A 25844-nucleotide genomic window follows, 5' to 3' on the forward strand; every position below is an offset into this window, starting at 1 on the left:
AGGCGCGCCATGACCTTCTGGCACCAGGACGTCGCCGCCTATGCCCGCGACGAGGAGGCCTTCCTCCGGGGCACGGGGCGCTATGTGGACGACATCCATCTGGAGGGGGAGGCCCACGGCCACGTGCTGCGCTCCCCCCATGCCCACGCGCTCATCCGCGCCGTCCGCACGGAGAGAGCGAAGGCGGCGCCGGGCGTGCTGGCCGTGCTGACCGCGGCGGACATCGCCGACATCGCGCCACTCGGCTGCGTGATGCCGCTCGTCTGCCGGGACGGGCGGGCGCGCACCGAGGCGGATCGGCCGGTGCTGGCCGCCGACAAGGCGCGCCATGTGGGCGAGCCGGTGGCCTTCATCGTCGCCGAGACCGAAGAGGCCGCGATCGATGCCGCCGCCCTGGTGGAGGTGGACTATGACGTGCTGCCCGTCGTCGCCGTGCCCGGCCCGAGCCCGGTGCCGGTGTGGGACAACGCCCCGGACAATCTCTGCTTCGACTGGCTGTTCGGCGATGAGTCCGCGTGCGCGGAGCAATTCGCGCACGCGGCCCATGTGGCCCGCATCACGCTGCGCAACCCGCGCATCGCCCCCGCCCCCATCGAGCCGCGCGGAGCGCTTGGCGTGCATGACCCGGCGGACGGCACCTATACCCTCGTCACTGGCAGTCAGGGCGTGCACTTCGTCCGCCGCATCCTCTCCAAGGCCATGGGGATCGCGCCGGAGAAGTTGCGCGTGGTGACGCCCCATGTGGGCGGCGGCTTCGGCTCCAAGATCTTCACCTATCCCGAATATGCCCTGGTGCTCGCCGCCGCCCGCGCCACCGGGCGGCCGGTGCGCTGGACCTGTAGCCGGGCGGAAGCCTTCCTCTCCGATATCCAGGCCCGCGACCATCGCACGCAGGCCGAGCTGGCGCTGGATGCGGAGGGACATTTCCTCGCCATCCGCGTCCACATCACCGTGGACATGGGGGCCTGCCTCTCCCAGTACACGCCGCTCACCGCCACCGGCGTCGGCGCCCCTGTCCAGGCCGGGGCGTATCGATTTCACGCCATCGAGATCGCCGTGAAGGGCGCGTTCACCAACACCGTCCCGGTGGATTCCTATCGTGGCGCCGGACGGCCCGAGGCGACCTATGTGCTGGAGCGCCTCATCGACCGCGCCGCGGACGAGATCGGCATGGACCGGGCCGAGCTGCGCGCCCGCAACCTGCCGGAGGCGCAGGCGGAGAGCCTCACCTCAGTGACCGGCCTCACCATTGACGGCGGCCGCTTCCTGGACAATCAGCGCCGCTGCCTGAAGGCTGCGAACCGCGCCGGCTTCGAGGACCGCCGGGCGGAGAGCGCGGCGCGCGGACGCCTGCGCGGTTTCGGCTTCGCCAACTACCTAGAATCCAACGGTGGCCTCGCTGTCGCCCGCATGATCGAGCCGGACAAGCTGCCGGTGGAGGGCGCCACCCTGGTGTTCGGCCCCGACGGCAGCCTCGACATGACCATCGGTACCCAGTCCACCGGGCAAGACCACGCCTTGCCCCTCGCCCGCCATGCCGCGGCGAACTTCGCCCTGCCCATCGAGAAGATCAAGGTGCGCCAGGGCGACACCGGCGCCCTCGGCCGGGGCGGCGGCACGGGCGGCTCAAAATCACTCCTCACCTCGTCCAAGGCGCTGGAGCAGGCCATCCTCGACGTAGAGGCGCGCGGCCGCACCCTGCTGGCCGGGGTGTGGAAGGTGCCGCCTGAAACGATCCACTTCGCCACGGGCATCTTCACCCTTGCGGACACCAACCGTTCCATGAGCATCGCCGAGATCGCCATCACCTCCCCCGGCGCACTGGACGGGGAATCCCGTGGCATCCTCACCCACGGGAGTTGCGCGAACGGTTGCCATGCCTGCGAGGTGGAGATCGATCCGGAGACCGGGGAGGTGACCATCCTGGCCTATACTGCGGTCGATGATTTCGGCGCGGTGCTGAACCCGGCTGCGGTGCTCGGCCAGGTCCAGGGCGGCGTCGCCCAGGGGATCGGCCAGGCGCTCATGGAGCTCGCCGCCTATGACGGCGCGAGCGCCCAGCCGCTGGCCGGCTCCTTCATGGACTATGCCATGCCCCGCGCCGTCGAGGTGCCGGATGTCACCTGGATCGACAACGGCCTCGTCTCCCGCACCAACGTGTTCGGCGCCAAGGCCTGCGGCGAGGCCGGCGCCGCCGCCGCGCCACCGGCGGTGATGAACGCGCTTGCCGATGCGCTGTGCGATTACCCCACGGCTCGCAGCCTGCAAATGCCCGCCCGCGCGCCGGACATCTGGAAGGTGATCCATGATCGCGCATCCGACACCGCCTGAGGCCCTGCCCGCTCTCGGCTGGCGCAGCCGCGCGCGGCTGGTGGCGGCGGACCTGCTGGCATTCGACGCCAGCCGCCTCGCTTATGTGCTGGCAGCGCGCACCCTCGTCGGCCTGTTCGTTCCTCTCCTGCTGGCGCGGGCGCTGCACATGCCTTCGCTCATCTGGGTCGGCATCGGCGCCTATCTGCTGGCCATCGGGGACTGCCTGGACGATGGCGACCGCCACCAGCCGCTTCGCCTCGCAGTGGGATCGCTGCTCGGCGGCCTCGCGCTCGCCACCGGCGTGCTGGCCGGCGCGAACCTGCCGCTGGCCATGGCGGGCATGCTGGCATGGGGCATGATCACGGGGATGATGGGCGTCTATGACAATGCCTATGCCATCATGTCCCTCCCTATCGCCTGGGCCTATGTGGAGCTGGGCCTGCCGGTGGACGATCACTCTCTGGCGCATGCCCTTTATCTCGGCGCCCTGTTCGCGGCCGGCGGCGCCTTCATGTTGCTGCTCACCTTCACCCTGCGCCTCGGCGGCCCCCATGCCCCCGTGCGTACGAAGGCGGCCACCTGCTATCGCGCCGTGGCGGACTATCTGGGGACGGTTTCGGGCGTGGCCCCGGTCTCGCCCGAAACCCGCGTGCGCAGCGCCATCACGGAGGCGCGCCGTGTCGCCGGGCAGATGCGCGGGGCGCTCCAGGCTCCGGGCGCCGCCAGCCGGAAGATCCTCGTCCTCATCGAGATCGCCGACCGGCTCTTCTCCCTCGGCGCCGCAATGAAGGAGGAAGGCGCTGCGGCCCCTGCCCTCTTCCTTGAGGCCATGCGCACCATCGGCGCCGCCCTCCAGGGCCGGCCGGATGAAGCCGCCCTGCGCGCCCTTGCCGAAAAACTCGACCCCCACCGCGTCGACGCGCCGCCCGCCCCGAGCCCGGGCGAGGAGATGCTGGAATGGCGCATGGGGCGCGAGCTCTCCCGCGCGGTCCACATCCTGCTTGGCACCGAAGCGCCGGCCCCTCTCCCCACGGCGCCCGCGCCTGCCACGAACTGGCTCGACCCGCTGCTGGAGAACCTCCACTGGAACTCTGTGGTGGCGCGCCATGCGCTGCGCTTCGCGGTGGTGGCGAGCCTTGCGGTCGCCATCTTCTGGGTCTTCCCGAAACCCTTCGGCTATTGGGTTCCGCTCACCGTCACCGTGGTGCTCAAACCCTATGCGGGGATGACGCTGATGCGCACCATCCAGCGCATCGTGGGCACCACCGCCGGCATCCTGCTGGGCATGGCGCTCATGCCGTTCTTGCCCGCGCCGGCGCTGCAGCTTGCCCTCGTAGCGGTGGCCTTCTTCTGGATGATGGCGGCGCTGCCCTTCAATTACAGCCTCGCCATATTCTTCCTCTCCGCCGGCCTCATTCCCTACGAGCATATGCTCAATCCCGGCCTGACGCTGGACGTGGGCCTGATGCGCCTCGTGGCCACCGGCATCGGCGCGCTGCTGGCCCTCGTGGGCGGGCACCTGCTCTGGCCCACCTTCGAGCGCCGCGCTTTGCCGGCGTTGCTCAATGCCTCGCTCACCTCCATGGCCGCCTATGCCGGCCTCGCGCTCGACGCCGCCGGGCACGGCGACAGCGCCGCCGCCGAGGTCGCCCGCCGGCAGGCCGGGCGCGATACGACGAACCTCCAGGCCAGCCTGGAGCACGCCATGACCGAGGTGGGCGGCGACCCGGCCGCGCTCACCGGCCTGCTGCGCGCCGCGGCCGCACTCCAGCAGATGCTGAACACCCTGAACGCGCTGATGGCCGCCGCCCCGGCCCTGGCGCAGGCACCGGAAGACCTCGCCCCCTTCCGCGCCGCCTTCACCGCCGGCCTCTCAAGCCTCGCGGCGGACGCCCCTCACGCGGCTGCCAAGATCTCTTCCACTGGCCCTTCGCCCTCCAGCGGCTTCCTCGCCCGTACCCTCGAGCGCCTGTCCTCGGAATTCCGGATGCTGTCCGACGCCCTCTCGGCAAGCGATGCCGACCTCACGCCGCCGGCAGGCGGCGGGTCAAAGGAATGCGTGAAGTCATTTTGAGATCCAGGTGCCGTGCAGGCCCTGCGGAACCCGCTGCGGCAGGCGGATGACGGCCACCGGCGCCTCGTCGATCCGGCGCGCGTCAAGCAAGACGAACTGGCTGGTCTCGTCGATGGTGTCATGGAGGAATGTGGCAATGTAGCCGTTGTCCTCGCCGGTGCCCTCCGCCCTCGGAATGAACACTGGCTCGCCAATCAGCCTGTCGCCGAAATCGTGCCTGTCCGTGCGCGCCGTTTCCATGTCCACCTTCTGCAGGCAGTTGAAGGTCGCGCGCCGGCGATGGGACGCGTCGAGGCTCTCGGAAACGGTGGGAACGTAGACGTAGCGGCTGGCGCGTGCCTCCAGGCGATCGTTGATGCGCGGGAATTCGACGAGAGGACAGGTGAACGCGTCTTCTCGCACCTGCCGGGACGACAGGTCGAGCACGATACGACGGAGCGCCGGCGGCGCGCTGTCATTGCCCTTGTAGCCCAGCGCCAACCGGCTGTGACGGACATAGTCCACCACGATCTGCGACCCGCGCTCGAAGCCATTGGCAAAATGAAAGACGAAGAAAGCCGGCGCATCGAGCCAGACGGGAGTCTCCCCGCTCAGCGGCATCACGCAGATGCGGGTGCCCAGTTCAGGGCGCCATTGCAGAAACGGATTGCCCTCGGCGGCGGCCGCGAGATCGAAGATCGCCGGCCCGACCAGGAGCACGATATGGTGTTCGGTGAGGATGAAGTCATGGATCATCGCCGGCGCCGCAAGCTGCACCGGAAAGGAGCGCACGCGTACGCCGGCGCGATCGATGTGATGCACCGTCACCACCGGCTCGTCGATGGAATAGGAGATCGCGAACATGTCCCCCGTCACGGGGTGATGCCGGTTATGGGCACCGAGTTCGAGCGGGCGATCACCGCCTGCCTGCCACTCGCCGACCGTCTCCAGTTCCATGGTCATCTCGTAGGCGGGCGCGGCCTCGCCGAGCGCGAGGAGATGGTCTCCATGGCGTAGCACATTGATGTAGGCGCCGTTCTTGAACGGGCCCGGATCACCGTCGGGCCCGACGAGGGCCGGATCGACAGGGACGGGATGGAACACCCCGCCATAGACCGCGCGCCCGGCGCGGTGCTCCACCGCCAGCGCGCGCGTGCGCACGAAGCGGTTCTTGTACCGGGCCCGCCCATTGTCGAAATAGACGGCATGGATCATGCCATCGCCATCGAAAGGATAGGCATAGGAGATGGGTTCATAGCGTGGATTGGGGCCGTTGCGCATATAGACCCCACTCAGTTCGGCAGGGATGGCACCAGAGACGACTTCAAGATCCGATTGCTCGATTTCCCGGGAGACCGGGGCGAAGGCGCCCTGGAGATAGGGGTTGTCCGACGACCACATCACATTCACCTCGCTTCCAAGCGCTTACCTGCGCAGTAGGTGTCCATTTCGTCTGAGGAAGCAACGGGATCTTGGCTCCCTTCCCGACAACAACATCAGTGGTCCAACACCTTCATCTGACCCATCTCTTGGCACAAACGCTCCGGTACGCCCATTCATCCGTCCCGCAGCAGTGGCCTGCCCCCTGAAAAGTGGTCCTCCGTGAAGTAGGCTTTCGGGCCTTTGGAGGATGGCGCAATGGCGCAGAAGAAGCACAAGCCGGAAGAGATCGTCGCGAAGCTTCGGCAGGTCGACTTCTTGTGTCGTAGGGGCGCCCCGTTGCCGAAGCGATCCGGGCGATTGCGGTGACGGCGTTCACGTATTACCGCTGGCGCAAGGAGTTTGGCGGGCTGAAGAGCGACCCGGTCAAGCGGCTGAAGGAACTCGAGAAGGAGAACGAGCGGCTGCGGAAGGCGGTCTCGGATCTGACACTCGAGAAGCTGATCCTGAAGGAAGCTGCGGCGGAAAACTTCTGAGCCCCGCCCGGCGCCGTCGCTGCCTCGAACACGTTGTGAGCAAGCTCGGCGTGTCGGAACGGCTGGCGTGCCGGGTTCTGGGGCAACATCGATCGACCCAACGCAAGGTGCCGGTGGGCCGTGCCGACGAGGCGGCCCAGACCGCGGACATCGTCGAACTCGCCACTCGGTACGGACGCTATGGCTATCGCCGGATCACGGCCTTGCTGCACGCCGCCGGGTGGGCGGTGAACGTCAAGCGGGTGGAGCGGATCTGGCGGCGGGAGGGGCTTAAGGTGCCGCACAAGCAACCGAAGAAAGGCCGGCTCTGGCTCAATGACGGGTCCTGCGTGCGGCTGCGGCCGGAATATCCCAACCACGTTTGGTCCTACGACTTCGTCGAGGATCGCACTCACAATGGCCGAAAGTTCCGCATGTTGAACGTCATCGACGAATATACCCCGGAATGCTTGGCCATCCGCATCGACCGGAAGCTCAACTCGACCGCCGTCATCGACGTTCTGACGGACCTGTTCGTGCTGCGGGGCGTGCCGGGGCATGTTCGTTCAGACAATGGCCCGGAGTTCATCGCCACCGCCGTCCGGGACTGGATCGCCGCTGTCGGGGCCAGGACGGCCTTCATCGAGCCGGGCTCGCCGTGGGAGAATGGCTATTGCGAGAGCTTCAATTCCAAGCTCCGCGACGAACTCCTCGATGGCGAGATCTTCTACAGCCTTGCCGCGGCCAGGATCGTCATCGAGAGTTGGTGGCAGCATTACAACACTGAGCGACCTCATTGCCGCTCGGCTACAAACCACCGGCGCCGGCCGCCATCGTGCACCACCGCCAATATCAAACCCGGCACAAAGGCCGACAATGCATTAGGGTCAAACTGGATCACTCAATAGGGGCAGGTCAGCTGGAATGCAGCCCAAGGGATTTTGAGGGCTGAGGGAAGGTGGAAGGAATCGAGCCGCAGCGGCGCGAAGGGACCTTCCAATCAGACATCCGATCGGCCGCCTTTAACGACCGGTCTGTGCGATGCCCTGCCGGATGACCTCCGCCATCGGAAGGAGTCGAAGTAATGAAAGATGATATTGATTTTAAATGAAAAATGCAGGTAGCGAATTTTTCATGCCTACAGGCATGCCTACATTTTTCGCGGCTGCAGCTTCGTGAGTTCGGTGCGCAAAAAGCGGAATCCCACTGCATTTCACCGCGTATCTTTGAGAGCCATAACAGCCTCGCGCACGCGAGGCCAAGCGATATTGAGCTCCGGGCCGCATTCGGCCGAATCCGATCATCGGCGCATCGCAGTTCTGCTTAAAATCGCAGTTTGCGTCCAAGCCGCTTGGTTTTCGAATATCGGCCATGCCTGCCACAAACCATATCGATGATCCGAGCTTTGCAACTCCGGACAGACAAGCGGGGTGACTATAGGCCCAGGTTCAAGAACAAAATATTCGATCCGAAATGAAGCCAGAGCCTCCCCTCGGCACGAGTTGCTTGACAAATAGACGGTATTATGATAAGATAAAGAGGCGGAGACTGCCGCCAGCCTCACGAAAGATCGCATCATGACTGTCAAATCTCAGGCCGCCTCGCACGGCATTCTCGTGCTCTTCAATGCCACGCCGTCCCAGGCCGCAAAGTTCGAAGGCGAGGCCGCCGAAAAGGCGCGCGCTGCTGCCGAGGGCCTCGGCCATCGCTGCGTGACGCTGAGCCCGGCGAAGGACGCGAAGCTCATTGCCAGCTTGGCGCGCGGCGCCTTCGACAAGGAGGGTGCTCCCCTGCTCGGCGCGGTCACGCCGCGCATGATCAGCGAGCTCGCGGCCGTGGTCGAGAGCGCGGCCAAAACTGCGCCTGTCGTGCAGTTGATTCCGAAGGCCGCTGAGGCCAAGGCGGCAGCACAGGCGACGACGACAGCGCCGGCCGTCGAAACGGCCGCTGAGGCCGCCTCGGGCGCCACGGACAAGCCTGTCGCTGCCGTGGCCATCGCATCGCAGAACATGCTCGACGGCGGCAATCTCGGTGTTGTCAGTAAGGAGGTCGCCGTGGGGCTCTGGCCCGAGATTGCCAGCGGCCACCTGGTGCTCGCGCCGGACTATGAAGAGGGTGCGTTCAACGGCTGGTGGCCGGCCGAGGTGATCAATCGCGATGCGACCCGGGCCACGCTCAAATGGCACGGCTTCGATGATCTGCCGGTGATCACGCGGCCGATCAGCCAGCTCGCCCTCATGCATCCCGATTGCAAGGCGTGAGCGGGAGGCCCTCTGAGCCAGTCGGACAGAGAAAGGAGGGGCGCTTGCACCCCTCCTGTGGTCTCAGCCGACAAGAGCCGATCGGTCCAGATTGGTGCCATCGGCAGTGTGTGAAGGAAGGCGAGCGTCAGGCCGTCTTGGGGCCCTTTTCCTGCTGCAGGCGCAGGATCACTTCGGCCTGTGTCACCGCGATCTCGAGTTCATAAGTCTCCAGATTGTTCACCACCGTGACGATGCGGTCGATCAGCATCGAGCGGTCGGTTGGCGCGGCCATGTCGTCGGGCTCGCGTTTCACGCCCAGCAACGCGTCGGGCGTCGTGCCGAGCGCTTTTGCGATTCTCACCAAAGTGGCCAAGTCAGGCTCCCTCGCTCCGCTGATGTAATGGGCATAGCGGCGCTCGTTGAGGCCGGCCCTGCGAGCGGCCTCAGCGTTGGAGATGCCGAGCTGTGCCGCCCGTGCCCGAATGTTCGCTGCGAAGAGATCCATGCGAACGAAATGTTCCGATCTGCCTTGCAGCGTCTACGAACAATTTGTATGTTACGTAATGTCCATAATGGATACAAGGCGTACTCTCGCCGCGACTGAAATACCTCCGCGCCTCAGAAAGGAATCCCTCCGATGGCCTCTCCCAGGCTGATCAGGACGCTTGCGCTGTGCGGCAGCCTTGGCCTGCTCGCCTTCCCTCACTTCGCTAAGGCCGAGTACGGCTACAAGGAACGGATCTTCGAGCAGAAGTACGTCCTGCCGGAAAAGCCCACCGACGATGAGCTCATTCAGCTCCGCCTGGGGCTCATGCTGCTCGGGGCCGACCCCGGGCAGGTCGACACGCTCTTCAGCGCGGAACTGGCACAGGCCATGGGCGGCATGTGCGACACCGTCGTGATCCTGAAGAAGGTGGTCTCCCGGCCGCCTCCCTCTGAGGCGCAGACTGTCCTCACGCAGGCCGCGGAGTCCGGGACGGCACAGGCCGTGAAGATGCAGCGTCCCGAGGTGCCCGGCGCCGAGCTTTGCCTGGCGCAGACCGTGCTCTTCAAAAAGGCCTATGCCGATAGCCTCTCGACCGATCGGCAATTGAGCGATCTGGCGGCCGCGACCCGCAGGCGCTTCGCCGCCCACTGGATTGCGCAGGCCGAGCTGCAGCGGCCGCAGGTGCTGGCCGCCGCCCAGCGGCTCTCGAACATTCTCCAACGTGTGGCGCGCCTCGCCGCTGTCGGCGTCGTCGTGTCCGCCGCCGATGGGGGCGCCATGCTGGACAGTCCCATCCAGGAGGCACTGACGCAGCTTTCCGGGGACGAGCCCTATGCCACCATCGACCGCCGCCTGACCGAGATCGAGGAGGAGGCGGTGCGCTCCCTTGAAGAGCGCGGCGCGACGCTCAAGCAGCAGCAAGCGCGGTACGAGGAGGAAGCGCGCCGTCTGGATGAAACGCGGCGTCAAGAGTTGGACCGCGCGATCCACGGCACTGAGGCGCCCCGGGCACAGGTACAGGCGCCAACCGTCACTCCGACCACCATTGCCGCCAATGCTTTGGATGCCGCCCAAGCGCGTGTCGCGCGGGCGCGCCAGGCCGTGCAGTCGGCAGAGCGGCGCTTGCAGGAGCGCTCCGCCGCGATCCAGGCCGATCAGGCGCGCCGCATGCAGAGCCTGGCCATGGGCAGGTTTTGACCGAGATAGACATTGGCTGACCGTGGAGATTTGAAACCCACTACCATGCCGTCAGGAGACCTGTGAGGATACAAACCCAGCTGGGGGAAAACCGCAACCAGCGCCAGCGCCAGCGCCATGATCGCAACATAAGGCAGCGTGCCGGAGATGATGCGCCCCAGCGGCACCTCCGGCACCACGCCCTTCACCACGAACAGGTTGAGGCCCACCGGCGGCGTGATCAAAGCCATTTCCATGTTGATCATCAAGATCACGCCGAACCAGACCTTGTCCCAGCCGAACGTGTCGATGATGGGGATGATGATGGGCGTGGTGATCACGATGATCGACAAGGTCTCCAGCAAGCATCCAGGGAACAGCAGGAGCAGGTTGATGGCGATGAAGACCAGCCACTGCGGCAAGTCCACCCGCGCCATCACGCGCGACAGCGTGGGGGCGATGTCCGTGGTGGTGAGCGCGTAGCCGAACACCATGGCGCCCGCGATGATCGTCATCACCATGATGCTGCCACGTCCGGTCTCCATCAGGATGAGCCGGCACTTCTGCCAGTCGAGCTCGCGATAGAGCACGGAGGCCAGCAGCAGGCTGACCGCGACGCCGATGGCCGCCGTTTCCGTGGGCGTCGCAATGCCGCTGTAGACCGAGCCGAGGATGATGGCGATGAGCGTCGCCACGGGCAGGATTTCCACCAGCGCCCGCATGTGATCGGACATGCTGACGGGACCCGCGCGCACAGGCTGCGCGGCGCTGACGAACCGCCGGCGGGCGAGCCACATCTGATAGGCGGTGAACAGCAGCGCGAGCAGCAGGCTCGGCAGGATGCCCGCCAGGAACAGCTTGCCGACGGATTCCGCGCCCATGCCGGACGCCGCGATGATGGCGCCCATCAGGATGTAGAGCGGCACAGCCGTGAGCGTGAAATTGGTGACCGAGTCCCAGATGGTGCTCGGCACGACGCCGAGAGCCGACCAGTCGCCGCCACCCGCGATGAGCAGGGTCGTGATGGCCAGAAGCCCACCGAACCTGAAGAGCGCGGTCGGCTTGCGCGCACGGGCGCATGGACCGGAGCCGGCCGACCAGGCGCACCGCCTGGAAGGCGAACAGGAGGGCGCTGCCGGTGAGGAAGGTGAGGTAGGGAATCCCAGAGCGGCACGGATCGAAGGGCCCTGCCTCGGCCTCCACGGCCATGCGCTGGCGGAGGCCGCGGTGTTCGCGGAAGACGCGCCGGGCAGCATCCGCCTCGGCCTCTGATTCCCCGCCGCCCGGAGCCTCAGGCGCGCGTGAACACCCAGCGCCCGTCCGCGACGCCCTGCGCCAGCGCGCCCTTGAACACCAGATGGCGCAGGTGCGCCAGCGCCTCGCTGAGGCCGAAGCCGGTCTGCTCCAGAGGCAGCGGGCGGAACAGCACCTCCAGCGTGTCCATGGCGGTGCGCGGGGTGGCGCAGAAGTCGATCAGGCGGGCGAGCCGCTCCTCGTGGTGCGCCTTGAGGACGGCGATGCGGGCATGCAGGCCGTCGAACGGCTCGCCGTGGGAGGGCAGCACGTGCGTGCCCGCGGGCAGCGCCTCGAACGTCTCCAGCGACCGCAGGAAGGCGCAAAGGTTGTCGGCGCCCGGATCGGAGGGCTGCACGCCGATATGGGGCGAGATGTGGCCGAGGATCTGGTCCGCCGCGATCAGCAGGTCGCGCTCCGCGGAATGGAGGCAGATCATCTCCGGCGCGTGGCCCTCGCCGATCATCACCCGCCACTCGGTCCCCGCCATCTTCAGCACGTCGCCCGCGGCGACCCGCAGGTAGCGGCGCGGCAGCGGGCCCACCCATTTCGGGTACAGCATGCCGCGCTTCGGCAGGTACTCCAGGAATTCCTGCGGCGCGCCGGCGCGCCGGCAATGGGCGACCAGCGCGGCCATCTCCTCGGCCGGGTCCTCCTTCAGCAGCAGGTTCGCCTGCAGCCATTCGGTGCGGCTCATATGGAGATCGGCGCCGGTGATCCCGTGGAGCCAGCCCGCGAGGCCGATATGGTCCGGGTGGAAATGGGTGACGAGGAGGCGCTCCACCGGCGCGCCGCCGAGCCGGGGATCGGCGAGCACGCGGGTGAAGATGTCGCGGGTGGGCGCGTCGTCCACGCCCGAATCGATCAGCGTCCAGCCGTCCGCGCCGGAGAGCAGCCAGGCGCTCACCTCGCGCGGCGGGAAGGGCAGGGGCACCCGCACCCTGAGGATGCCCGGAGCGACCTCGCTGAGCTCGGGCGCCTCCACCTGCGTCGAAACCGTCATCGTCGTCCCGCCTCTTCGCGCCGCCTCGGCCAAGGGGCGGTCATGACGCCCGCCTGAGATACATCCGTTGCCGGGCAAAATGCCCATTCGGGCCGGCGAGGCAATGGCAAAGTCGCATCGCGCCGCCAGCTCTCACCGCGTCCAGGTGGCAAAGCGCCCGCCGCTGCGCGCCAGCTCGACCAGCAGCGGCGCCGGCTCGGACCCCGCGCCGCCCGCCGCGTGGGCCGCCTCCATTTCCGCGAGCACGGCGGCAAGGCCCATCTCGTCGGCGGCGAACATGGGCCCGCCCTTGAGGCGCGGGAAGCCATAGCCGTTGACGAAGGCGAGGTCGATGTCGGACGCCCGCAGAGCGATGCCCTCGCCGAGCGCCTTCGCGCCCTCATTGGCCATCACCGCGAGAAGCCGGCGCTGGATCTGCCCGGCGGTGAAGGCGCGCGGCGCGATGCCGGCCGCGCGCCGGGCGGCGGCGACCGCCTCGGCGACGGCCGGATCGGCGGACTTGCCGCCCGCCGCGTCGTAGGCGTACCAGCCGGCGCCGGTCTTGCGGCCGAGCCGGCCCGCCTCCACCAGAGCGTCGGCGATGACGACGTAGCGCTCCGCCGGATCGCGGGTCGCCGCGCGGCGCTTCCTCATGGCATGGCCGATGTCGAGCCCCGACATGTCGGAGACCGCGAAGACGCCCATGGCGAAGCCGTAGGCCTCCAGCGCCGCGTCCACCTCCTCCGGCGTGGCGCCGTCCTCCACCATATATTCCGCGTGGCGGCGGTAGACCGCATAGATGCGGTTGCCGATGAAGCCGTCGCAATTGCCGGCCACCACCGGCTGCTTGCCCATCCGCTTCGCCAGCGCCAGGGCCGTGGCGAGCACGTCCGGCGCGGTCGCCTTCCCGCGCACCACTTCCAGCAGCTTCATGACGTTGGCGGGGGCGAAGAAGTGCAGGCCCACCACGTCCTGCGGGCGGGAGGTCGCGGCGGCGATGGCGTCGAGGTCGAGATAGGAGGTGTTGCTCGCCAGCACCGCGCCGGGCTTGGCCACCGCGTCGAGGCGGCCGAAGATGTCGGCCTTCACCGCCATGTCCTCGAACGCCGCCTCGACGACGAGATCGGCGTCCGCGAGCGCCTGCCAATCGCTGGTGGCGGTGATTGCGGCGAGTCGCTTGTCGGCCTCCGCCTGGGACAGGCGGCCGCTCTTCACGGGCCGCTCATAGAGCCCGCGCACCCGCGCGAGGCCGGCCTCGGCCGCCGCGGCGTCGCGCTCCACCAGCGTCACGGGGAGCCCCGCATCCGCCAGCGCCACGGCGATGCCGGCGCCCATGGTGCCGGCGCCGATCACCGCCGCCTGCTTGAGCACGCGCGCCGCCGCGCCTTCGAGGCCGGGCACCTTGCCGGCCTCGCGCTCGGCGAAGAACAGGTGGCGCAGCGCCTTCGCCTCAAGGCTCTCGCGCAGCGCGAGGAAGGTGGCGCGCTCGTCGGCGAGGCCCGCCGCGAAGGCCGTGCCGCGGGCGGCGCGCACCACGCGCACCGCCTCGGCGATGGCCGGAAGGCCCTTGGCGCCCTTCAGCGCCGCCGCGGCGGCGGCCTCCTCGCGGGCGGCGTCGCCCTCGGGCACCGCGCGCTCGGACAGGCGCCGCTTGGCGGCCTGCGGCGCGCGGGCGACGGCGACGGCGATCAGGTCGCCGTCCACCACCTCGTCCAGCAGGCCGAGGCCGAGCGCGTCCTGCGCCTTGAGGATGCGCCCCTCGCAGACGAGGGCGATGGCGTCGGCGATGCCGACGAGGCGCGCGATGCGCTGCGTGCCGCCGGCGCCGGGGATGATGCCGAGCCGCGTCTCGGTGAGGCCCACCAGGGCCTTGGGGCTGGCGATCCTCAGGTCGCAGGCGAGCGCGACCTCGCAGCCGCCGCCGAGCGCCGCGCCGTCGATGGCCGCCACGACGGGCTTGTCCAGCGCGTCGATGGCCGCGATCACGTCGGGCAGGAGCGGGTCGTCCGGCGGCAGGCTCATCTCGCGGATGTCGGCGCCGGCGATGAAGCGCCCCGGGCCGCCGCTCAGCACGATGGCGCTGACGCCGGGGTCAGCCCCGAGCGCGCCCACGGCGTCGCGCAGGCCCTGCCGCACGCCCTTGGACAGGGCGTTGACCGGCGCATGGTCGATCACCACCACGCCGACCGGGCCGTGCCGCTCGACCCGGACGGGAGAGGTCGCCGCGTCCATGGCTCAGACCCGCTCGATGAGGGCGGCGATGCCCTGGCCGACGCCGATGCACATGGTGGCGACCGCGCGCTTCTGGCCGCGCGCCTCCAGCGCGCTCACCGCCGTCATGGCGAGCCGCGCGCCGGACATGCCGAGGGGATGGCCGAGGGCGATGGCGCCGCCGTGCGGGTTCACGTGCTCCGCATCGTCCGGCAAGCCGAGCTGGCGCAGCACGGCGAGCGCCTGGGCGGCAAACGCCTCGTTGAGCTCGATCACGTCGATGTCGGCGAGGGCGAGACGGTTCTTCTCCAGGAGCTTTCTGGTCGCCGGCGCCGGGCCGATGCCCATGATGCGCGGCGGCACCCCCGCCTGCACCACCGACACCATGCGGGCGCGCGGCGTGAGGCCATACTTGCGGGCCGCCGCCGCCGAGGCGAGGATCAGCGCGCCCGCCCCGTCATTGACGCCGGAGGCGTTGCCGGCGGTCACGGTGCCGCCCTCCTTGCGGAACGGCGCCCTGAGGGCGGCGAGCTGCTCCAGGGTGGTGTCGCGCGGGTGCTCGTCCTTCTCCACGCGGACGAGCGCGCCCTTCTTGCCCTTGATCTCGACCGGAGCGATCTCCCGGTCGAAGAAGCCGCTGTCCTGCGCCGCGCGGGTGCGCTGCTGGGAGCGATAGGCGAACAGGTCCTGGTCGGCGCGCGAGACCTGGAAGTCCTCGGCCACGTTCTCGCCGGTCTCGGGCATGGAATCGACGCCGTACTGCGCCTTCATCAGCGGGTTCACGAAGCGCCAGCCGATGGTGGTGTCGAAGATCTCCGCCTGGCGCGCGAACGCTTCCGCCGCCTTGCCCATGACGAAGGGCGCGCGGGTCATGCTCTCCACGCCGCCGGCGATCACGAGGTCGGCGTCGCCGGTCATGATCGCCCGCGCGCCGATGCCCACCGCGTCGAGCCCCGAGCCGCACAGGCGGTTCACCGTGGTGCCGGGGGCGCTGGCCGGCAGTCCGGCGAGCAGCGCGGCCATGCGCGCCACGTTGCGGTTGTCCTCTCCCGCCTGGTTGGCGCAGCCGAACACCACGTCGTCCAGCGCCTCCCAGTCGACGCCCGCATTGCGCTCCATCAGGACGCGGATGGGATGGGCGGCGAGATCGTCCGTCCGCACGTCCTTCAGCACGCCCGCATAGCGGCCGATGGGCGTGCGCGCGAAATCGCAGATATAGGCGTCGTTCATCGCGTCCTCCGTGCGCAGGCGGGCGCCGCGCGCTCAGTTCTTGATCTTCTGCAGCAGTTCGCGGGCGATGATGAGCTGCTGGATCTGGGTGGTGCCCTCATAAAGGCGGAACAGCCGCACGTCTCGGAAGAAACGCTCAACGGCATATTCCGACATGTAGCCGGCACCGCCGTGGATCTGCACCGCGCGGTCGGCGACCCGGCCCACCATCTCGGAAGCGAACATCTTGCAGGCCGAGGCCTCGATGGTGACGTTCTCGCCGGCATCGCGCCGGCGCGCGGCATCGAGCACCATGGAGCGGGCGGCGTAGGTCTCCGCATAGCTGTCCGCGAGCAGCGCCTGCACCAGCTGGAACTCGGCGATGGGCCGGCCGAACTGCTGGCGCTCGCATGCATAGGCGGCGCTCAGCTCGATGAGCCGCGTCGCCGCGCCCACGCAGACGGCGGAGATGTGCAGACGCCCCTTGTCGAGCACCCGCATGGCGACCCTGAAGCCCTGGCCCTCGGCGCCGACGAGCGCATCGGCGGGGACGACGCAGTCCTCGAACATCACGTCGCTGGTGTGGGCGCCGCGCTGGCCCATCTTGCGATCCCACGGGCCGAGCGAGAGGCCCAGCGCCTCGCGCTCCACAAGGAAGCAGGAGATGCCGCCCGCTCCCGGCGTGTCGGAGGTGCGCGCCATGACGGTATAGAGCCCGGCCTCGGGGGCGTTGGTGATGTATCGCTTGGTGCCGTTGATGACCCAGCTGCCGTCGGCGCGCCGCACCGCCCGGGTGCGCAGGGACGCGGCGTCCGACCCGGCATCGGGCTCGGTCAGGGCGAAGGACGAGACAAGCTCGCCGCTGGCGAGGCGCGGCAGGTAGCGCTGGCGCTGCGCCTCGGTGCCCGCGAGCACGATCGCCTGGGAGCCGATGCCGATATTGGTCCCAACCGCCGAGCGGAAGGCGGGCGCGGCGCGACAGAGCTCCATGACGATCTCCACCTCCTCGGCCATGCCGAGGCCGAGGCCGCCCCACTCCTGCGGGATCGACAGGCCGAACAGTCCGAGCTCGCGCATCTGCGAAAGGATGGCCGGATCGATGACGTCGCTCTCCGCCACCGCCGGCTCGGCCGGGATCAGCCGCTCGTCCACGAAGCGGCGGACGGTGTCCTTGAGCAGGGTGAAGGTTTCATGATCCAGCGCCACCGGTACCCTCCCCGAGATGCCGCGCTTGCTCGCATGCGCGCCGACCGGCGTGCACGACAATTCGGGCCGGACACCCCGTTCTCCATCTCCGCGCGAGCCGCCGATCCAGCGACAAAGCGCGTGGATCTGCACGGATCTCGCTCCGGCCGGAAGGGGTATCGGAGTTTCCCCGACAAGTCCAGATTCTAATCCATTATGCGGAACGCATTTTTATTTTCTTGATTTCGATCCCGGCCGGATTATCAGTTTGTCAGCGCGCCGCCCCAGCCGGAAGGATGCTCCGTGTCTCTCAAGAAGCTGATCGACCCCGCCTCCATCGCCATCGTCGGCGTCTCCACCAAGAAGGCCACGTTCCAGGTGGGCGGGCGCGCGATCTTCGATCACCTGCGGCTGCACGGCTACGACCAGCGCATCGATCTGGTGACCCGCGAGAAGGCGGTGATCGATGGCGTCGAGACCGTCACCAGCCTCCGCGAGTTGTCCCATGTTCCGGACTGCGTAGTGATCTCGGTGCCGGCCGACGACGTCTACGCCACGGTGGAAGAGGCGCTCGGCCTCGGGGTGCGGGCGTTCGTGGTCATCACCGGCGGGTTCTCGGAATCCGGCGAGGAGGGCGCCGCCAAGCAGGCGCGCCTCGCCGCGCTGGTGCGCAGCCACGGCGCGGCCATGCTTGGACCGAACACCACCGGCTTCGTCAATCTCGGCCGGCGCGTCGCCCTGAGCTCCACCAGCCGCATCACCGCCAGCCTGCCGCGCCCGGGCGTGGTGGGCCTCGTGGTGCAGAGCGGGGCGCTCGGCAGCGCGCTGATGGAGGAGGCCGAGCGCGCCGGCATCGGCCTCAGCCACGTCATCTCCACGGGAAACGAGGCGGCGACCGGCCTCGCGGACTTCGTGCAGTTCCTGGTCGACGACCCGGCGACGCGCGCCATCGCGCTCTATGTGGAGGGCATCCGCGAGAGCGGCCGGCTGCTGGCGGCCGCGCGCAGCGCCCATGCCGCCGGCAAGCCGGTGGCGCTCTACAAGGCTGGCCGCTCGGAGGCAGGCAGGCGCACCGCCGCCGGCCATACCGGCGCGCTGGTCGGCGAGCGCGGCGCCTACGAGGCGGCGGTGCGCCAGCTCGGCTGGGTGGATGTCGCCGCCATCGAGGACCTGCTGCCGGTGGCGCAATATGTGGCGACCGCCTGCGCCACCCGCAGCCTTGGCATCCTCACCGTTTCCGGCGGCTATGGCGGCTGCGTCGCCGACGCGCTGGAGAGCAGCGGCGCCGTGTCCCTTCCCGCGCCCGGGGAGGCCACCGTGGCGCGCATGCGGGCCGACATCCCGGCGTTCCTGTCCACCAGGAACCCAGTGGACATCGCCGGCACGCCGTTCCGCCGTCCCGAGGGCTTCGCCACCTGCCTCGACGCCTTCGCGGACGATCCCGCCTTCGACGGCATCGCGGTCGCCAATACCCCCATCGTGCCGCCCTGGGCGGAGAACGTGGCCGATGCGATGATCGCCGCCAGCCGGCGCACCGGCAAGCCGATCTCGCTGGTCTCGCCCGCGGAGATCTTCAACGGCGCCGCGCTCGGGCGGCTGCGGCGCGAGGGCGTGCCGGTCTTCACCCGCATCGACACCTTCGTGGCGGCGGTGGCCGGTGCGGCGGTGGCCGACGCGGCGCGGCGCGCGCCCCCCCGCCTGCTGCGCGAGGGTCCGGCCGAGGGCCGGGAGCTGCGCCTCGACGGCGTGCCGGTCGCCCTCAGCGAGGCGGCCAGCAAGGACCTGCTGAAGGCCCGCGGCCTCGCCTTTCCGCGCGAGGCGTTCGTGCCCGGCGCAGACGGTGCGGCGGTCCTCGCCGCCGCCCGCGAGGTGGGCTATCCGGTGACGCTGAAAGGCATGGCCGCCGGGGTGGTCCACAAGTCCGAGCTCGGCCTCGTGGCCGTGGCGGTGCCCGACGAGGCGGCGCTCAAGGCGAGGATCGCGGCGATGCTGGACAGCATCAAGACGCATGCCCTCACGCTTGAAGGCTTCCTCCTCGCCGAGACGGTGCGGCCCCAGGCGGAGGTGATCCTTGGCCTAGGCCTGGACCCGGAGTTCGGCCCCACCCTCACCTTCGGTGCCGGCGGCATCTACACCGAGATCATGCGGGACGTGGCGGTGCGCATCCTGCCGCTGGACCCCCAGGAGATCGCCGCCATGATTCGCAGCTGCCGGATCGCGGCGCTGCTCGAAGGCGCGCGCGGCCGGCCGGCGCTCGACGTGGAGGCGCTGACCGACCTTGCGGTCGCCGTCGCTGACCTCGCGCCCGGCCTCGGCCACGACTTTGCGGGCCTGGAGCTCAACCCGGTGGGCGTGGGACGCGCCGGCGAGGGCGCGTGGATCCTCGACGCCACCGTGTTCCGCATGGGCGTGCCGTCGTGAGCGCGCCGGGCAAGAGGCGCGAGAAGCGCATCGCCGCAAAGGATGCCGGCGCCCTGATCGCGCGCACACTCGCCGACGGGGACCTCCTCGCCATCGGCGGCTTGTTCAAGCAGGGCCGCCCCTTGGCCCTGGTGCGCGAGGTGATCCGGCTCGGCCGCAAGAAGCTCAAGCTCGTCTCCTCGCCCGGCTCCGGCTTCGACGTGGACCTGCTGATCGCTGCGGGCTGCGTGGCGGAGACGTTCCTGCCGGCGGTGACGCTGGAGGACCGCATGTGCCCCGCCTTCCGCGGCGCCGTGGAGGCGGGCACCGTCACCGCCCACTGCGTCGACGCGCTGTCTATCGTCGGCGGGCTCCTGGCGGCGGCGAACGGCGTGCCGTTCCAGCCAGTGGCGGCCTGGAAGGGCTCGGACGTGCCGAAGCACAATCCGCTCGTCGCCCCAATCACCTGCCCGTTCACCGGCGAAGCGCTCTACGCCACCCGCGCCATCCGCCCCAAGCTCGCTTTGCTCCATGCCCAGGAGGCCGACGCCTACGGCAACGTGCGCCACCTCGCCACCATGACCTATGCGGACCAGCTCATCGCCCGCGCCGCCGAGACGGTGATCGTGAGCGTCGACCGCATCGTCCCGCCGGATGAGATCATCGCGCGCCCGCGCGAGACCTCCATCCCCTGCATCTATGTGGACGCGGTGGTGGAGATCCCCTACGGCGCCCACCCCACCGGCAGCTTCCCGCTCTACTCCATCGACGAGGCCTATATCGAGCACTATGCCGACCTCGCCGAGGCCGCCCGGCGCGGCGCCGACGGCGCGCGGGAAAGGCTCGCCGACTACATCGCGGCTCACGTGCGCGCGCCGGCGCGCCAGGAGGACTATCTCGCTCTCGCCGACGGCACCGCCCGAATGCGCGCGCTCGAGGAGGAGGCCGCATCCCTATGACCACCGACTGCGCGCCGGCCGAGCTCCAGGCCGTCTATCTCTCCCGCGACCTTGAGGATGGCGAGCTCGGCGCTGCCGGGGCGTCGGCGGCCATTCCCATGGCGGCGATCCTGCTCGCCCGCCTCACCCATGCGCCGAACATTCAGATCGCCGGCGAGATGTTCGTCAATCCGCGGCCCAGAAAGCTGTGGAACTCCATGCTGGACGACCGGGCGCTCGGGGCGTGCGAGGCCTCGGAGACGTTCCTGGAACTGTTCGGCCACTCCCATCGCGGCCTCGACTTCTTCTTCCACAACGGCATGCAGGTGGACGCGCACGGCAACATCAACCTGCATTTCGTGGGCGGCACCATCGACAAGCCGAAGATGCGCGGGCCGGGTGCCGCCAACATCTCCTATGCCGCCATGTCGCGGCGCTTTTACATCTGCACAACCGCGCACTCGCCCCGCACCTTCGTGGAGAAGGTGGACTTCGTCACCTCCCCCGGCTTCCTTGACGGGCCGAAAAGCGTCAAGGCGGCCGGCCTGAAGGGCGGCCCCCGCTTCTGCATCACGCCGCTGGCGGTGATGGACTTCAACCCGCAGACCCTGCGCATGCGCCTGAAGTCGGTGCATGCCTGGAGCTCGGTGGACGAGGTGGCGGCGAAGACCGGCTTCGCGCTCGAAGTGCCGGCCGAGGTGCCGGAGACGCCCGCGCCCACCGCGCGCGAGCTGGAGCTGCTGCGCGGCATCGTGGACCCCGACGGCCTGCTGCGGAACTGAGCGCCGCCCCGGCCTCAGGAGGCGCGGGCGCGCAGGGCGAGCGCGGCGTCGAGCGCCGCGTCGTGCTCGGCGCTGCCATGGGCGGCCGCCTGCATGGCGGCGGCGGCGCCGAGGAAGTCCTGAAGATGGGTGCGCTCCGCCATGCGCAGAAGGCGCTTGGTCATGCGGATCGCCGGCGCGGGCTTGGCGGCGATCTCGCCGGCGAGCGCGAGCGCGCGCGGCAGAAGCTCCTCCTCTGGCACCACGTCGAGCACCAGGCCGAGGCGCAGCGCCTCCGCGGCATCGATGGGCCGGCCGCGGAAGCTGATCTCGCACGCCCGCTGGTAACCCACATGGCGCACCAGGAACCAGCCGCCGCCGTCTCCGGAGACGATGCCGAGATTGACGAACACCTCGCCGAACAGCGCCGTGCCCGAGGCGAGGCGCATGTCGCACATGAGGCTCAAGTCGCAGCCCGCGCCCATGGCCGGCCCGTTCACCGCGGCAATGGTGGGGATGTCGAGCCGCTGCATGATCTGCGGGATCTGCTGCACGCCCGACAGGTAGGCCTCGGCGATCTCCACCGCCGGCCCCGCGAACATGCCGGCCTTCGCCCGCATGTCCTTCACGTTGCCCCCGGCGGAGAACACCGGCCCCGCGCCGGTGATCACCAGGACGCGGACGGCGCCGTCCTGCTCCACCTCCCTGAGCCGCGCCACCAGGGCATCGAGCATGTGGCGGTCGGAGAGCGGATTGCGCCGCGCGGGATCGTTCAGGGTCAGGAGCGCGACGCCGTCGGGCCGGCGATCCAGCAGGACCTCATCGGACATCGGAAACCTCCGGGACACCGGGATGGGCCGCCACGTTGCCGTCCAGCAGGCGGCGCTCGATCTCGCGGGCGATCTGCACGAGGCGCTGGCCGATCTTGCGCTGCTTCCAGCCAGGCAGGTGCCGGGCCGGGGCGCCGCAGGCGAGCGCGTAGACCGGCGAGCCGCCGGGGAAGACCAGCGGCACGGCCACGCCGTTGATGTCGGTGTTCCAGCTCGCGGACGCGGTGGTGAAGCCCTGCTCGGCCACCTCGCGCCGCCCGGTCTCGATGCTGGCGAGCAGGGTGTCCCAGCGCTTGGCGTGGCGCTCGCGCAGCAGGCCGAGGAGATACTGGAGCTCGTTCTCGGCCAGCGGCGCGATCAGGGCATGTCCGGTGGCGGTGCCTGCCAGCGGGATGCGCGAGCCCACTTCCAGGCGCAGGGTCATGAGCGTGTTGAGGGAGTGGCACACCTCGAGCTCGATCACGTCGAGGCGGTCGCGCGCGGCGAGGGAGGCATGGACCGCGAAGGTGTCCGCCAGCTCCTTCAGGTAGGGCCGCACCAGGTCGCCGAGGCTGAACGGCTCGCGCGCGGCGAATCCCAGCGCCAGCACCGCCGTGCCGATGCGGAACTGCCGCCGGCGTGGCGAATAGTGCAGATAGCCGAGGCCGGCCAGCGCCTGGAGCAGACGCGACGTGGTGGGCTTGGGCAGGCCCACCTTCTCCGCCACCTCCATGCCGCTGAGCCAGACCGACTGGGTGGTGCCGAACGCCTCGAGCACGATGAGCCCGCGCGCCAGCGCGTTCACGAAGTCGCGGTCCTGCGCGATCACCCCGCGCTGGCGGCGGCGGCGCACCATGTCGCGCGGGGCCGGGGCGGCCCGGTCTTCGGCGGTGCTTTCGTCGATCTGGTCATCCATGGAAAGGTCAGTCGCCCCAGAAGCTCGCGCCCAGTTGATCCATGCGGTGGCCGATCTCGCTCGACATGGCCATCAGCTCCGGTCCCAGCTCGTCCTGGAACCGCGCCGGATCGAGATCGCGCCGCCGCGTGCCGCAATTGAGCGCCAGGATGGTTTCGCCGCGGTCGAGCCACACCGGCGCGCCCACCGCATATATCTCCCGGCGCCAGTCGCCGAAGGAGACCGAGAAGCCACGCCGGTCCACCTCGGCGATGGCCTCGCGCAGGCCATCCTCCATCGCGTCGGCGGAGGGGCCAGCCGCGGCGCGGATGGCCTGCATGTGGGCCTCGCGTGCCGGCGGCGGCAGCGCCCACATATAGGCCCGCCCCATGGCCGACTGGGCGATGGGCACCAGGGCGCCGATATGCAGGCGCATGGTGATGGTCTCGGGACCCGAGCAATAATGCAGATAGATCATGTCCGGACCGTTGCCGATGCCGAGCGCGACCGACATTTCGTGCTTGTCGGCCATGGCCTGCATCAGCGGCTCGGCCACCTGGCGCACCGAGAGCGTGCGCAGCACCGTGTAGCCGAGCGTGGAGACCTTGTCGCCGAGGTGGTACTGGGCGTGCGGCCCCACCTGCCGCAGATAGCCCATGGCGCACAGCGTGTAGGCGAGCCGCGCCACGGTCGCCTTGGGCAGCCCGGTGCGCTCGGCGATCTCCTTGTTGCCGAGCGGCGCGTCGATGGCGCGGAAAGCCCGCAATATGGCGAGCCCGCGCGCCAGCGAGACGACCTCGGTGGTCTTGTCCTTGGATGGCGCCATGATCCTTCCCACGCTCGCACCCTCAAGCCGGATTCGCCTACGCCGAATCCGGCTCTCTCAATAAGTTAGAGAGCGAACCACAGTCCACGTGGAAGCGCCTCGCGCTTCCGGAGCGACCAATCGCACTCTAAGTCCCGGTCCAGACCGGCGCGCGCTTCTCGGCGAAGGCGCGCGGGCCCTCCTGAGCGTCGCGGCTGTCATAGACGGAGCGATAGATCTGCTTGGCCTCGGCAAGGCCGGCGTCGCAGCCCAGGCTCATGGCATTGAGCAACGACTGCTTGCCCGCCGCCACCGAGAGCGGAGCGTTGGCGACGATGATGCGCGCCAGCGTCCGTGCCCGCTCCAGCGCCGCTTCTGCCGTCGGCTCCACATAATTGACGAAGCCGATGGCGTGCAGGCGTTCGATCGTCTGGGGCTCGCCGGTGAGGACCATCTCCATCACCAGCGGCTGCGGCATCTGCCAGAGGAGCGGCACCGCCCAGGGCGAGCCGCGCCCGCGCTTCACCTCGGTGATCCCGCCGCTGGTGCCGGCGACGCCGATGCGGATGTCGGCGTTGAGCGAGAGCATGAAGCCGCCTGCGGCGAAGTGGCCGGTCATGGCGGCGATGATAGGCGCGCGCACGCGGCGCATGCGCTCGTGAAACGGGTCGCGAATTATCTGCAGTACGTCGCCGCCCTTGGCACCGATGCTGCTCGCCTCCTTCAGGTCCATGCCGGCGCAGAACGTGCCGCAGGGCGCGGCGGTGAGGATCACGGCGCGGATCTCGGGGCGCCGGTCTACCTCCTCCCACAGGTCGAAGAGCCTCTCGGCGGCAGCGACCGACAGGGCGTTGCGCCGCTCCGGGCGGTTCAGGGTGATGGTGGCGAGGCCGTCTGCGGCCTCGAATTGCACGATCTCGTCGGGATGCATCACCGATTCCGTTCCTTGCCGAATGATGGCACGGCGATCAGGCTACATCAAAAACTCACTGTGCGGAACGTATTTTCAAAATGTAATTGTACCTTCCTCCGATCTGTGTCACGTTCATAAGTATCGGGACGATGAGGGCCCGGCCCGGCGCGTTCGTGCGCGCCGCCGGCGTTCATCCCGTGACCGCCGGCGCGACCCGGCGTGCGACAAGAAAAACTTTGGAGGAACGACATGCGGGGACACTTCTCTCGCGCTATTGGGCTTCTCATGGGCCGCCGGCGCGGCCGCGGCCGCGCGTCGGCCCTCTTCTGCGGCGGCGCCTTCGCGGCGCTGCTGGCGCTGCCGGCCGGGGCGGAGACGCTCACGCTCGGCGCCACCAACGCCACGTCGAGCCACTACCAGGTGGCCGTGGGCATGGCGCAGGCCATCGAGAAGGGAAATCCGGGCACCACGGTCACGGTGGTGGAGACCGGGGCCAGCGTCGACAACGTGCGCCGGCTGGCGCGGGGCGAGATCGACCTCGGCCTCGTGGCGGGCGACGTCTTTGTGCAGGCGAAGAACGGCACCGGCCAGTTCGAGGGCAAGCCGGTGGCCGACCTCGTGGCGCTCTACCCCTATGACGATTCCATCATCAACATCGCGGTGCGCGTCGACAGCGGCATCACCGACCTCAACGGGCTGACGGGCAAGAACTTCACGCCCGGCATTCGCGGCAGCGGCGGCGAGCTGCTCGTCACCCAGAGCTTCAACCTGCTTGGCATCAAGCCGCGCTACATCTACGGCACCGTGAACGACGCCATCGAGGGCGTCGGCAACAACCAGCTCGTGGGCTACTCCAAGTACGCCGCCGCCTCGCGCGTCGACGCGACTCTGCGCGAGCTGATGACCAAGGTGGACATGCGCATCCTGGGCTTCACCAAGGAGCAGCAGGAGAAGGTGCTCGCCAAGATCCCGGGCGTGAGCTTCGTCACCATCCCGGTCGGCTTCATCAAGGACAACCCGGCCTTCGCCACGCCCTCGGTGCCGATCGTCTATGCCACGCGTTTGTCGCTGATGAACGATGCGACCGCGAAGAAGATCGCCCACGCCATCGACCAGAACCGGCAGATCCTCATCAGCGTGTGGCCGCAGCTGAAGGACTACGACTTCAAGAAGTCGCTGCTCGAGACGGTCGAGATCGGCATCGCCGTCCATCCCGGCGCGCTCGCCCACTGGAAGTCGGCGCAATAATTCCTTCGGCTGCGAACGTCAGAGGCGC

20 protein-coding genes and 1 pseudogene are annotated in these 25844 nt (G+C 69.1%); 10 read left to right on the forward strand and 11 right to left on the reverse strand.

The annotated features are described in order from the left end of the window. Window positions 1-9 precede the first annotated feature (9 nt). A complete protein-coding gene (locus tag V5F68_RS18800; protein ID WP_394016394.1) occupies window positions 10-2331 on the forward strand; it encodes a xanthine dehydrogenase family protein molybdopterin-binding subunit in 2322 nt (773 codons plus the stop codon). After that, a complete protein-coding gene (locus V5F68_RS18805; RefSeq protein ID WP_394016393.1) occupies window positions 2306-4387 on the forward strand; it encodes an FUSC family protein in 2082 nt (693 codons plus the stop codon). The genes V5F68_RS18800 and V5F68_RS18805 overlap by 26 nt, the downstream gene beginning before the upstream one ends. On the opposite strand, the gene V5F68_RS18810 is transcribed toward V5F68_RS18805, so the two are convergent. Next, complete coding sequence (locus V5F68_RS18810) at window positions 4379-5767, reverse strand: carotenoid oxygenase family protein (RefSeq protein WP_394016392.1); 1389 nt, start codon at window positions 5765-5767, stop codon at window positions 4379-4381. The genes V5F68_RS18805 and V5F68_RS18810 overlap by 9 nt on opposite strands. Window positions 5768-6004: 237 nt before the next feature. On the opposite strand from V5F68_RS18810, the pseudogene V5F68_RS18815 reads away from it, so the two are divergent. Continuing rightward, window positions 6005-7146: pseudogene (locus V5F68_RS18815) on the forward strand (IS3 family transposase). 731 nt (window positions 7147-7877) lie between these two features. After that, a complete protein-coding gene (locus V5F68_RS18820; protein ID WP_394100496.1) occupies window positions 7878-8522 on the forward strand; it encodes a hypothetical protein in 645 nt (214 codons plus the stop codon). A 127-nt stretch (window positions 8523-8649) separates the two neighbouring features. Here V5F68_RS18820 and V5F68_RS18825 read toward each other — a convergent pair whose 3' ends face one another. After that, window positions 8650-9009 (reverse strand): helix-turn-helix domain-containing protein, encoded by a 360-nt coding sequence (locus tag V5F68_RS18825; protein ID WP_394016270.1) that lies wholly within the window; start codon window positions 9007-9009, stop codon window positions 8650-8652. Window positions 9010-9141: 132 nt separating this feature from the next. Between V5F68_RS18825 and V5F68_RS18830 the strand changes: the two genes are divergently transcribed. Then, window positions 9142-10188: a hypothetical protein gene (locus tag V5F68_RS18830; RefSeq protein ID WP_394016269.1), complete on the forward strand. Its 1047-nt coding sequence runs from the start codon at window positions 9142-9144 to the stop codon at window positions 10186-10188. Here V5F68_RS18830 and V5F68_RS18835 read toward each other — a convergent pair. Beyond that, window positions 10146-11141 (reverse strand): TRAP transporter large permease subunit, encoded by a 996-nt coding sequence (locus tag V5F68_RS18835; RefSeq protein WP_394016268.1) that lies wholly within the window; start codon window positions 11139-11141, stop codon window positions 10146-10148. The genes V5F68_RS18830 and V5F68_RS18835 overlap by 43 nt on opposite strands. A 49-nt stretch (window positions 11142-11190) precedes the next feature. Between V5F68_RS18835 and V5F68_RS18840 the strand changes: the two genes are divergently transcribed. After that, window positions 11191-11439, forward strand: coding sequence for a hypothetical protein (locus tag V5F68_RS18840; RefSeq protein WP_394016267.1), 249 nt, complete (start codon window positions 11191-11193; stop codon window positions 11437-11439). Window positions 11440-11458: 19 nt separating this feature from the next. Here the strand turns inward: V5F68_RS18840 and V5F68_RS18845 are convergent, their stop codons facing one another. The 4 genes from V5F68_RS18845 to V5F68_RS18860 all read right to left on the reverse strand — a co-directional run bounded on the left by V5F68_RS18845 (window position 11459) and on the right by V5F68_RS18860 (window position 17068). After that, window positions 11459-12463, reverse strand: a complete 1005-nt coding sequence (locus tag V5F68_RS18845; protein WP_281805186.1) for an MBL fold metallo-hydrolase — start codon at window positions 12461-12463, stop codon at window positions 11459-11461. Window positions 12464-12595: 132 nt separating this feature from the next. Continuing rightward, a complete protein-coding gene (locus V5F68_RS18850) occupies window positions 12596-14674 on the reverse strand; it encodes a 3-hydroxyacyl-CoA dehydrogenase NAD-binding domain-containing protein (RefSeq protein ID WP_281805188.1) in 2079 nt (692 codons plus the stop codon). A gap of 3 nt (window positions 14675-14677) precedes the next feature. Further along, window positions 14678-15883 carry a 3-oxoadipyl-CoA thiolase gene (pcaF, locus tag V5F68_RS18855; protein WP_281805190.1) on the reverse strand — a complete coding sequence of 402 codons (1206 nt, stop codon included), beginning with the start codon at window positions 15881-15883 and terminating at the stop codon, window positions 14678-14680. A gap of 33 nt (window positions 15884-15916) precedes the next feature. Next, complete coding sequence (locus V5F68_RS18860) at window positions 15917-17068, reverse strand: acyl-CoA dehydrogenase family protein (protein WP_281805192.1); 1152 nt, start codon at window positions 17066-17068, stop codon at window positions 15917-15919. A 282-nt stretch (window positions 17069-17350) separates the two neighbouring features. Between V5F68_RS18860 and V5F68_RS18865 the strand changes: the two genes are divergently transcribed. Genes V5F68_RS18865 through V5F68_RS18875 form a run of 3 tightly spaced genes read left to right on the forward strand, consistent with a single transcriptional unit; the run spans window position 17351 to window position 21167 of the window. After that, entirely contained in the window at window positions 17351-19468 is a 2118-nt protein-coding gene (locus V5F68_RS18865; protein WP_394016266.1) for an acetate--CoA ligase family protein, read from the forward strand. Next, complete coding sequence (locus tag V5F68_RS18870) at window positions 19465-20406, forward strand: CoA transferase subunit A (RefSeq protein WP_281805196.1); 942 nt, start codon at window positions 19465-19467, stop codon at window positions 20404-20406. The genes V5F68_RS18865 and V5F68_RS18870 overlap by 4 nt, the downstream gene beginning before the upstream one ends. Next, entirely contained in the window at window positions 20403-21167 is a 765-nt protein-coding gene (locus V5F68_RS18875) for a CoA-transferase subunit beta (RefSeq protein ID WP_281805198.1), read from the forward strand. Before V5F68_RS18870 ends, V5F68_RS18875 begins: the two co-directional genes overlap by 4 nt. Before the next feature lie 14 nt (window positions 21168-21181). Here V5F68_RS18875 and V5F68_RS18880 read toward each other — a convergent pair whose 3' ends face one another. The 4 genes from V5F68_RS18880 to V5F68_RS18895 all read right to left on the reverse strand — a co-directional run bounded on the left by V5F68_RS18880 (window position 21182) and on the right by V5F68_RS18895 (window position 24586). Further along, on the reverse strand, window positions 21182-21976 hold the full coding sequence (locus V5F68_RS18880) for an enoyl-CoA hydratase-related protein (protein WP_281805200.1): 795 nt from the start codon (window positions 21974-21976) through the stop codon (window positions 21182-21184). Then, entirely contained in the window at window positions 21966-22871 is a 906-nt protein-coding gene (locus V5F68_RS18885; RefSeq protein WP_281805203.1) for an IclR family transcriptional regulator, read from the reverse strand. Before V5F68_RS18885 ends, V5F68_RS18880 begins: the two co-directional genes overlap by 11 nt. 7 nt (window positions 22872-22878) lie before the next feature. Then, a complete protein-coding gene (locus V5F68_RS18890; RefSeq protein ID WP_281805205.1) occupies window positions 22879-23676 on the reverse strand; it encodes an IclR family transcriptional regulator in 798 nt (265 codons plus the stop codon). A 127-nt stretch (window positions 23677-23803) separates the two neighbouring features. Continuing rightward, window positions 23804-24586: an enoyl-CoA hydratase/isomerase family protein gene (locus tag V5F68_RS18895; RefSeq protein WP_281806378.1), complete on the reverse strand. Its 783-nt coding sequence runs from the start codon at window positions 24584-24586 to the stop codon at window positions 23804-23806. 231 nt (window positions 24587-24817) lie between these two features. Here V5F68_RS18895 and V5F68_RS18900 point away from each other — a divergent pair, with 231 nt between their 5' ends. Continuing rightward, a complete protein-coding gene (locus V5F68_RS18900; protein ID WP_393976602.1) occupies window positions 24818-25816 on the forward strand; it encodes a TAXI family TRAP transporter solute-binding subunit in 999 nt (332 codons plus the stop codon). Window positions 25817-25844: the final 28 nt, after the last annotated feature.

The sequence above is a fragment of the Roseixanthobacter pseudopolyaromaticivorans genome, assembly GCF_043195145.2.
GTDB lineage: Bacteria > Pseudomonadota > Alphaproteobacteria > Rhizobiales > Xanthobacteraceae > NCEH01.

What these genes read in the sequence shown, in the direction of transcription:
- V5F68_RS18800 (WP_394016394.1), top strand. Translation starts at nt 10, where the DNA reads ATGACCTTCTGGCACCAGGACGTCGCCGCCTATGCCCGCGACGAGGAG.
- V5F68_RS18805 (WP_394016393.1), top strand. Translation starts at nt 2,306, where the DNA reads ATGATCGCGCATCCGACACCGCCTGAGGCCCTGCCCGCTCTCGGCTGG.
- V5F68_RS18810 (WP_394016392.1), bottom strand. Translation starts at nt 5,767, where the DNA reads ATGTGGTCGTCGGACAACCCCTATCTCCAGGGCGCCTTCGCCCCGGTC.
- V5F68_RS18825 (WP_394016270.1), bottom strand. Translation starts at nt 9,009, where the DNA reads ATGGATCTCTTCGCAGCGAACATTCGGGCACGGGCGGCACAGCTCGGC.
- V5F68_RS18830 (WP_394016269.1), top strand. Translation starts at nt 9,142, where the DNA reads ATGGCCTCTCCCAGGCTGATCAGGACGCTTGCGCTGTGCGGCAGCCTT.
- V5F68_RS18840 (WP_394016267.1), top strand. Translation starts at nt 11,191, where the DNA reads ATGGCCAGAAGCCCACCGAACCTGAAGAGCGCGGTCGGCTTGCGCGCA.
- V5F68_RS18845 (WP_281805186.1), bottom strand. Translation starts at nt 12,463, where the DNA reads ATGACGGTTTCGACGCAGGTGGAGGCGCCCGAGCTCAGCGAGGTCGCT.
- V5F68_RS18850 (WP_281805188.1), bottom strand. Translation starts at nt 14,674, where the DNA reads ATGGACGCGGCGACCTCTCCCGTCCGGGTCGAGCGGCACGGCCCGGTC.
- pcaF (WP_281805190.1), bottom strand. Translation starts at nt 15,883, where the DNA reads ATGAACGACGCCTATATCTGCGATTTCGCGCGCACGCCCATCGGCCGC.
- V5F68_RS18875 (WP_281805198.1), top strand. Translation starts at nt 20,403, where the DNA reads ATGACCACCGACTGCGCGCCGGCCGAGCTCCAGGCCGTCTATCTCTCC.
- V5F68_RS18880 (WP_281805200.1), bottom strand. Translation starts at nt 21,976, where the DNA reads ATGTCCGATGAGGTCCTGCTGGATCGCCGGCCCGACGGCGTCGCGCTC.
- V5F68_RS18885 (WP_281805203.1), bottom strand. Translation starts at nt 22,871, where the DNA reads ATGGATGACCAGATCGACGAAAGCACCGCCGAAGACCGGGCCGCCCCG.
- V5F68_RS18890 (WP_281805205.1), bottom strand. Translation starts at nt 23,676, where the DNA reads ATGGCGCCATCCAAGGACAAGACCACCGAGGTCGTCTCGCTGGCGCGC.
- V5F68_RS18895 (WP_281806378.1), bottom strand. Translation starts at nt 24,586, where the DNA reads ATGCATCCCGACGAGATCGTGCAATTCGAGGCCGCAGACGGCCTCGCC.
- V5F68_RS18900 (WP_393976602.1), top strand. Translation starts at nt 24,818, where the DNA reads ATGCGGGGACACTTCTCTCGCGCTATTGGGCTTCTCATGGGCCGCCGG.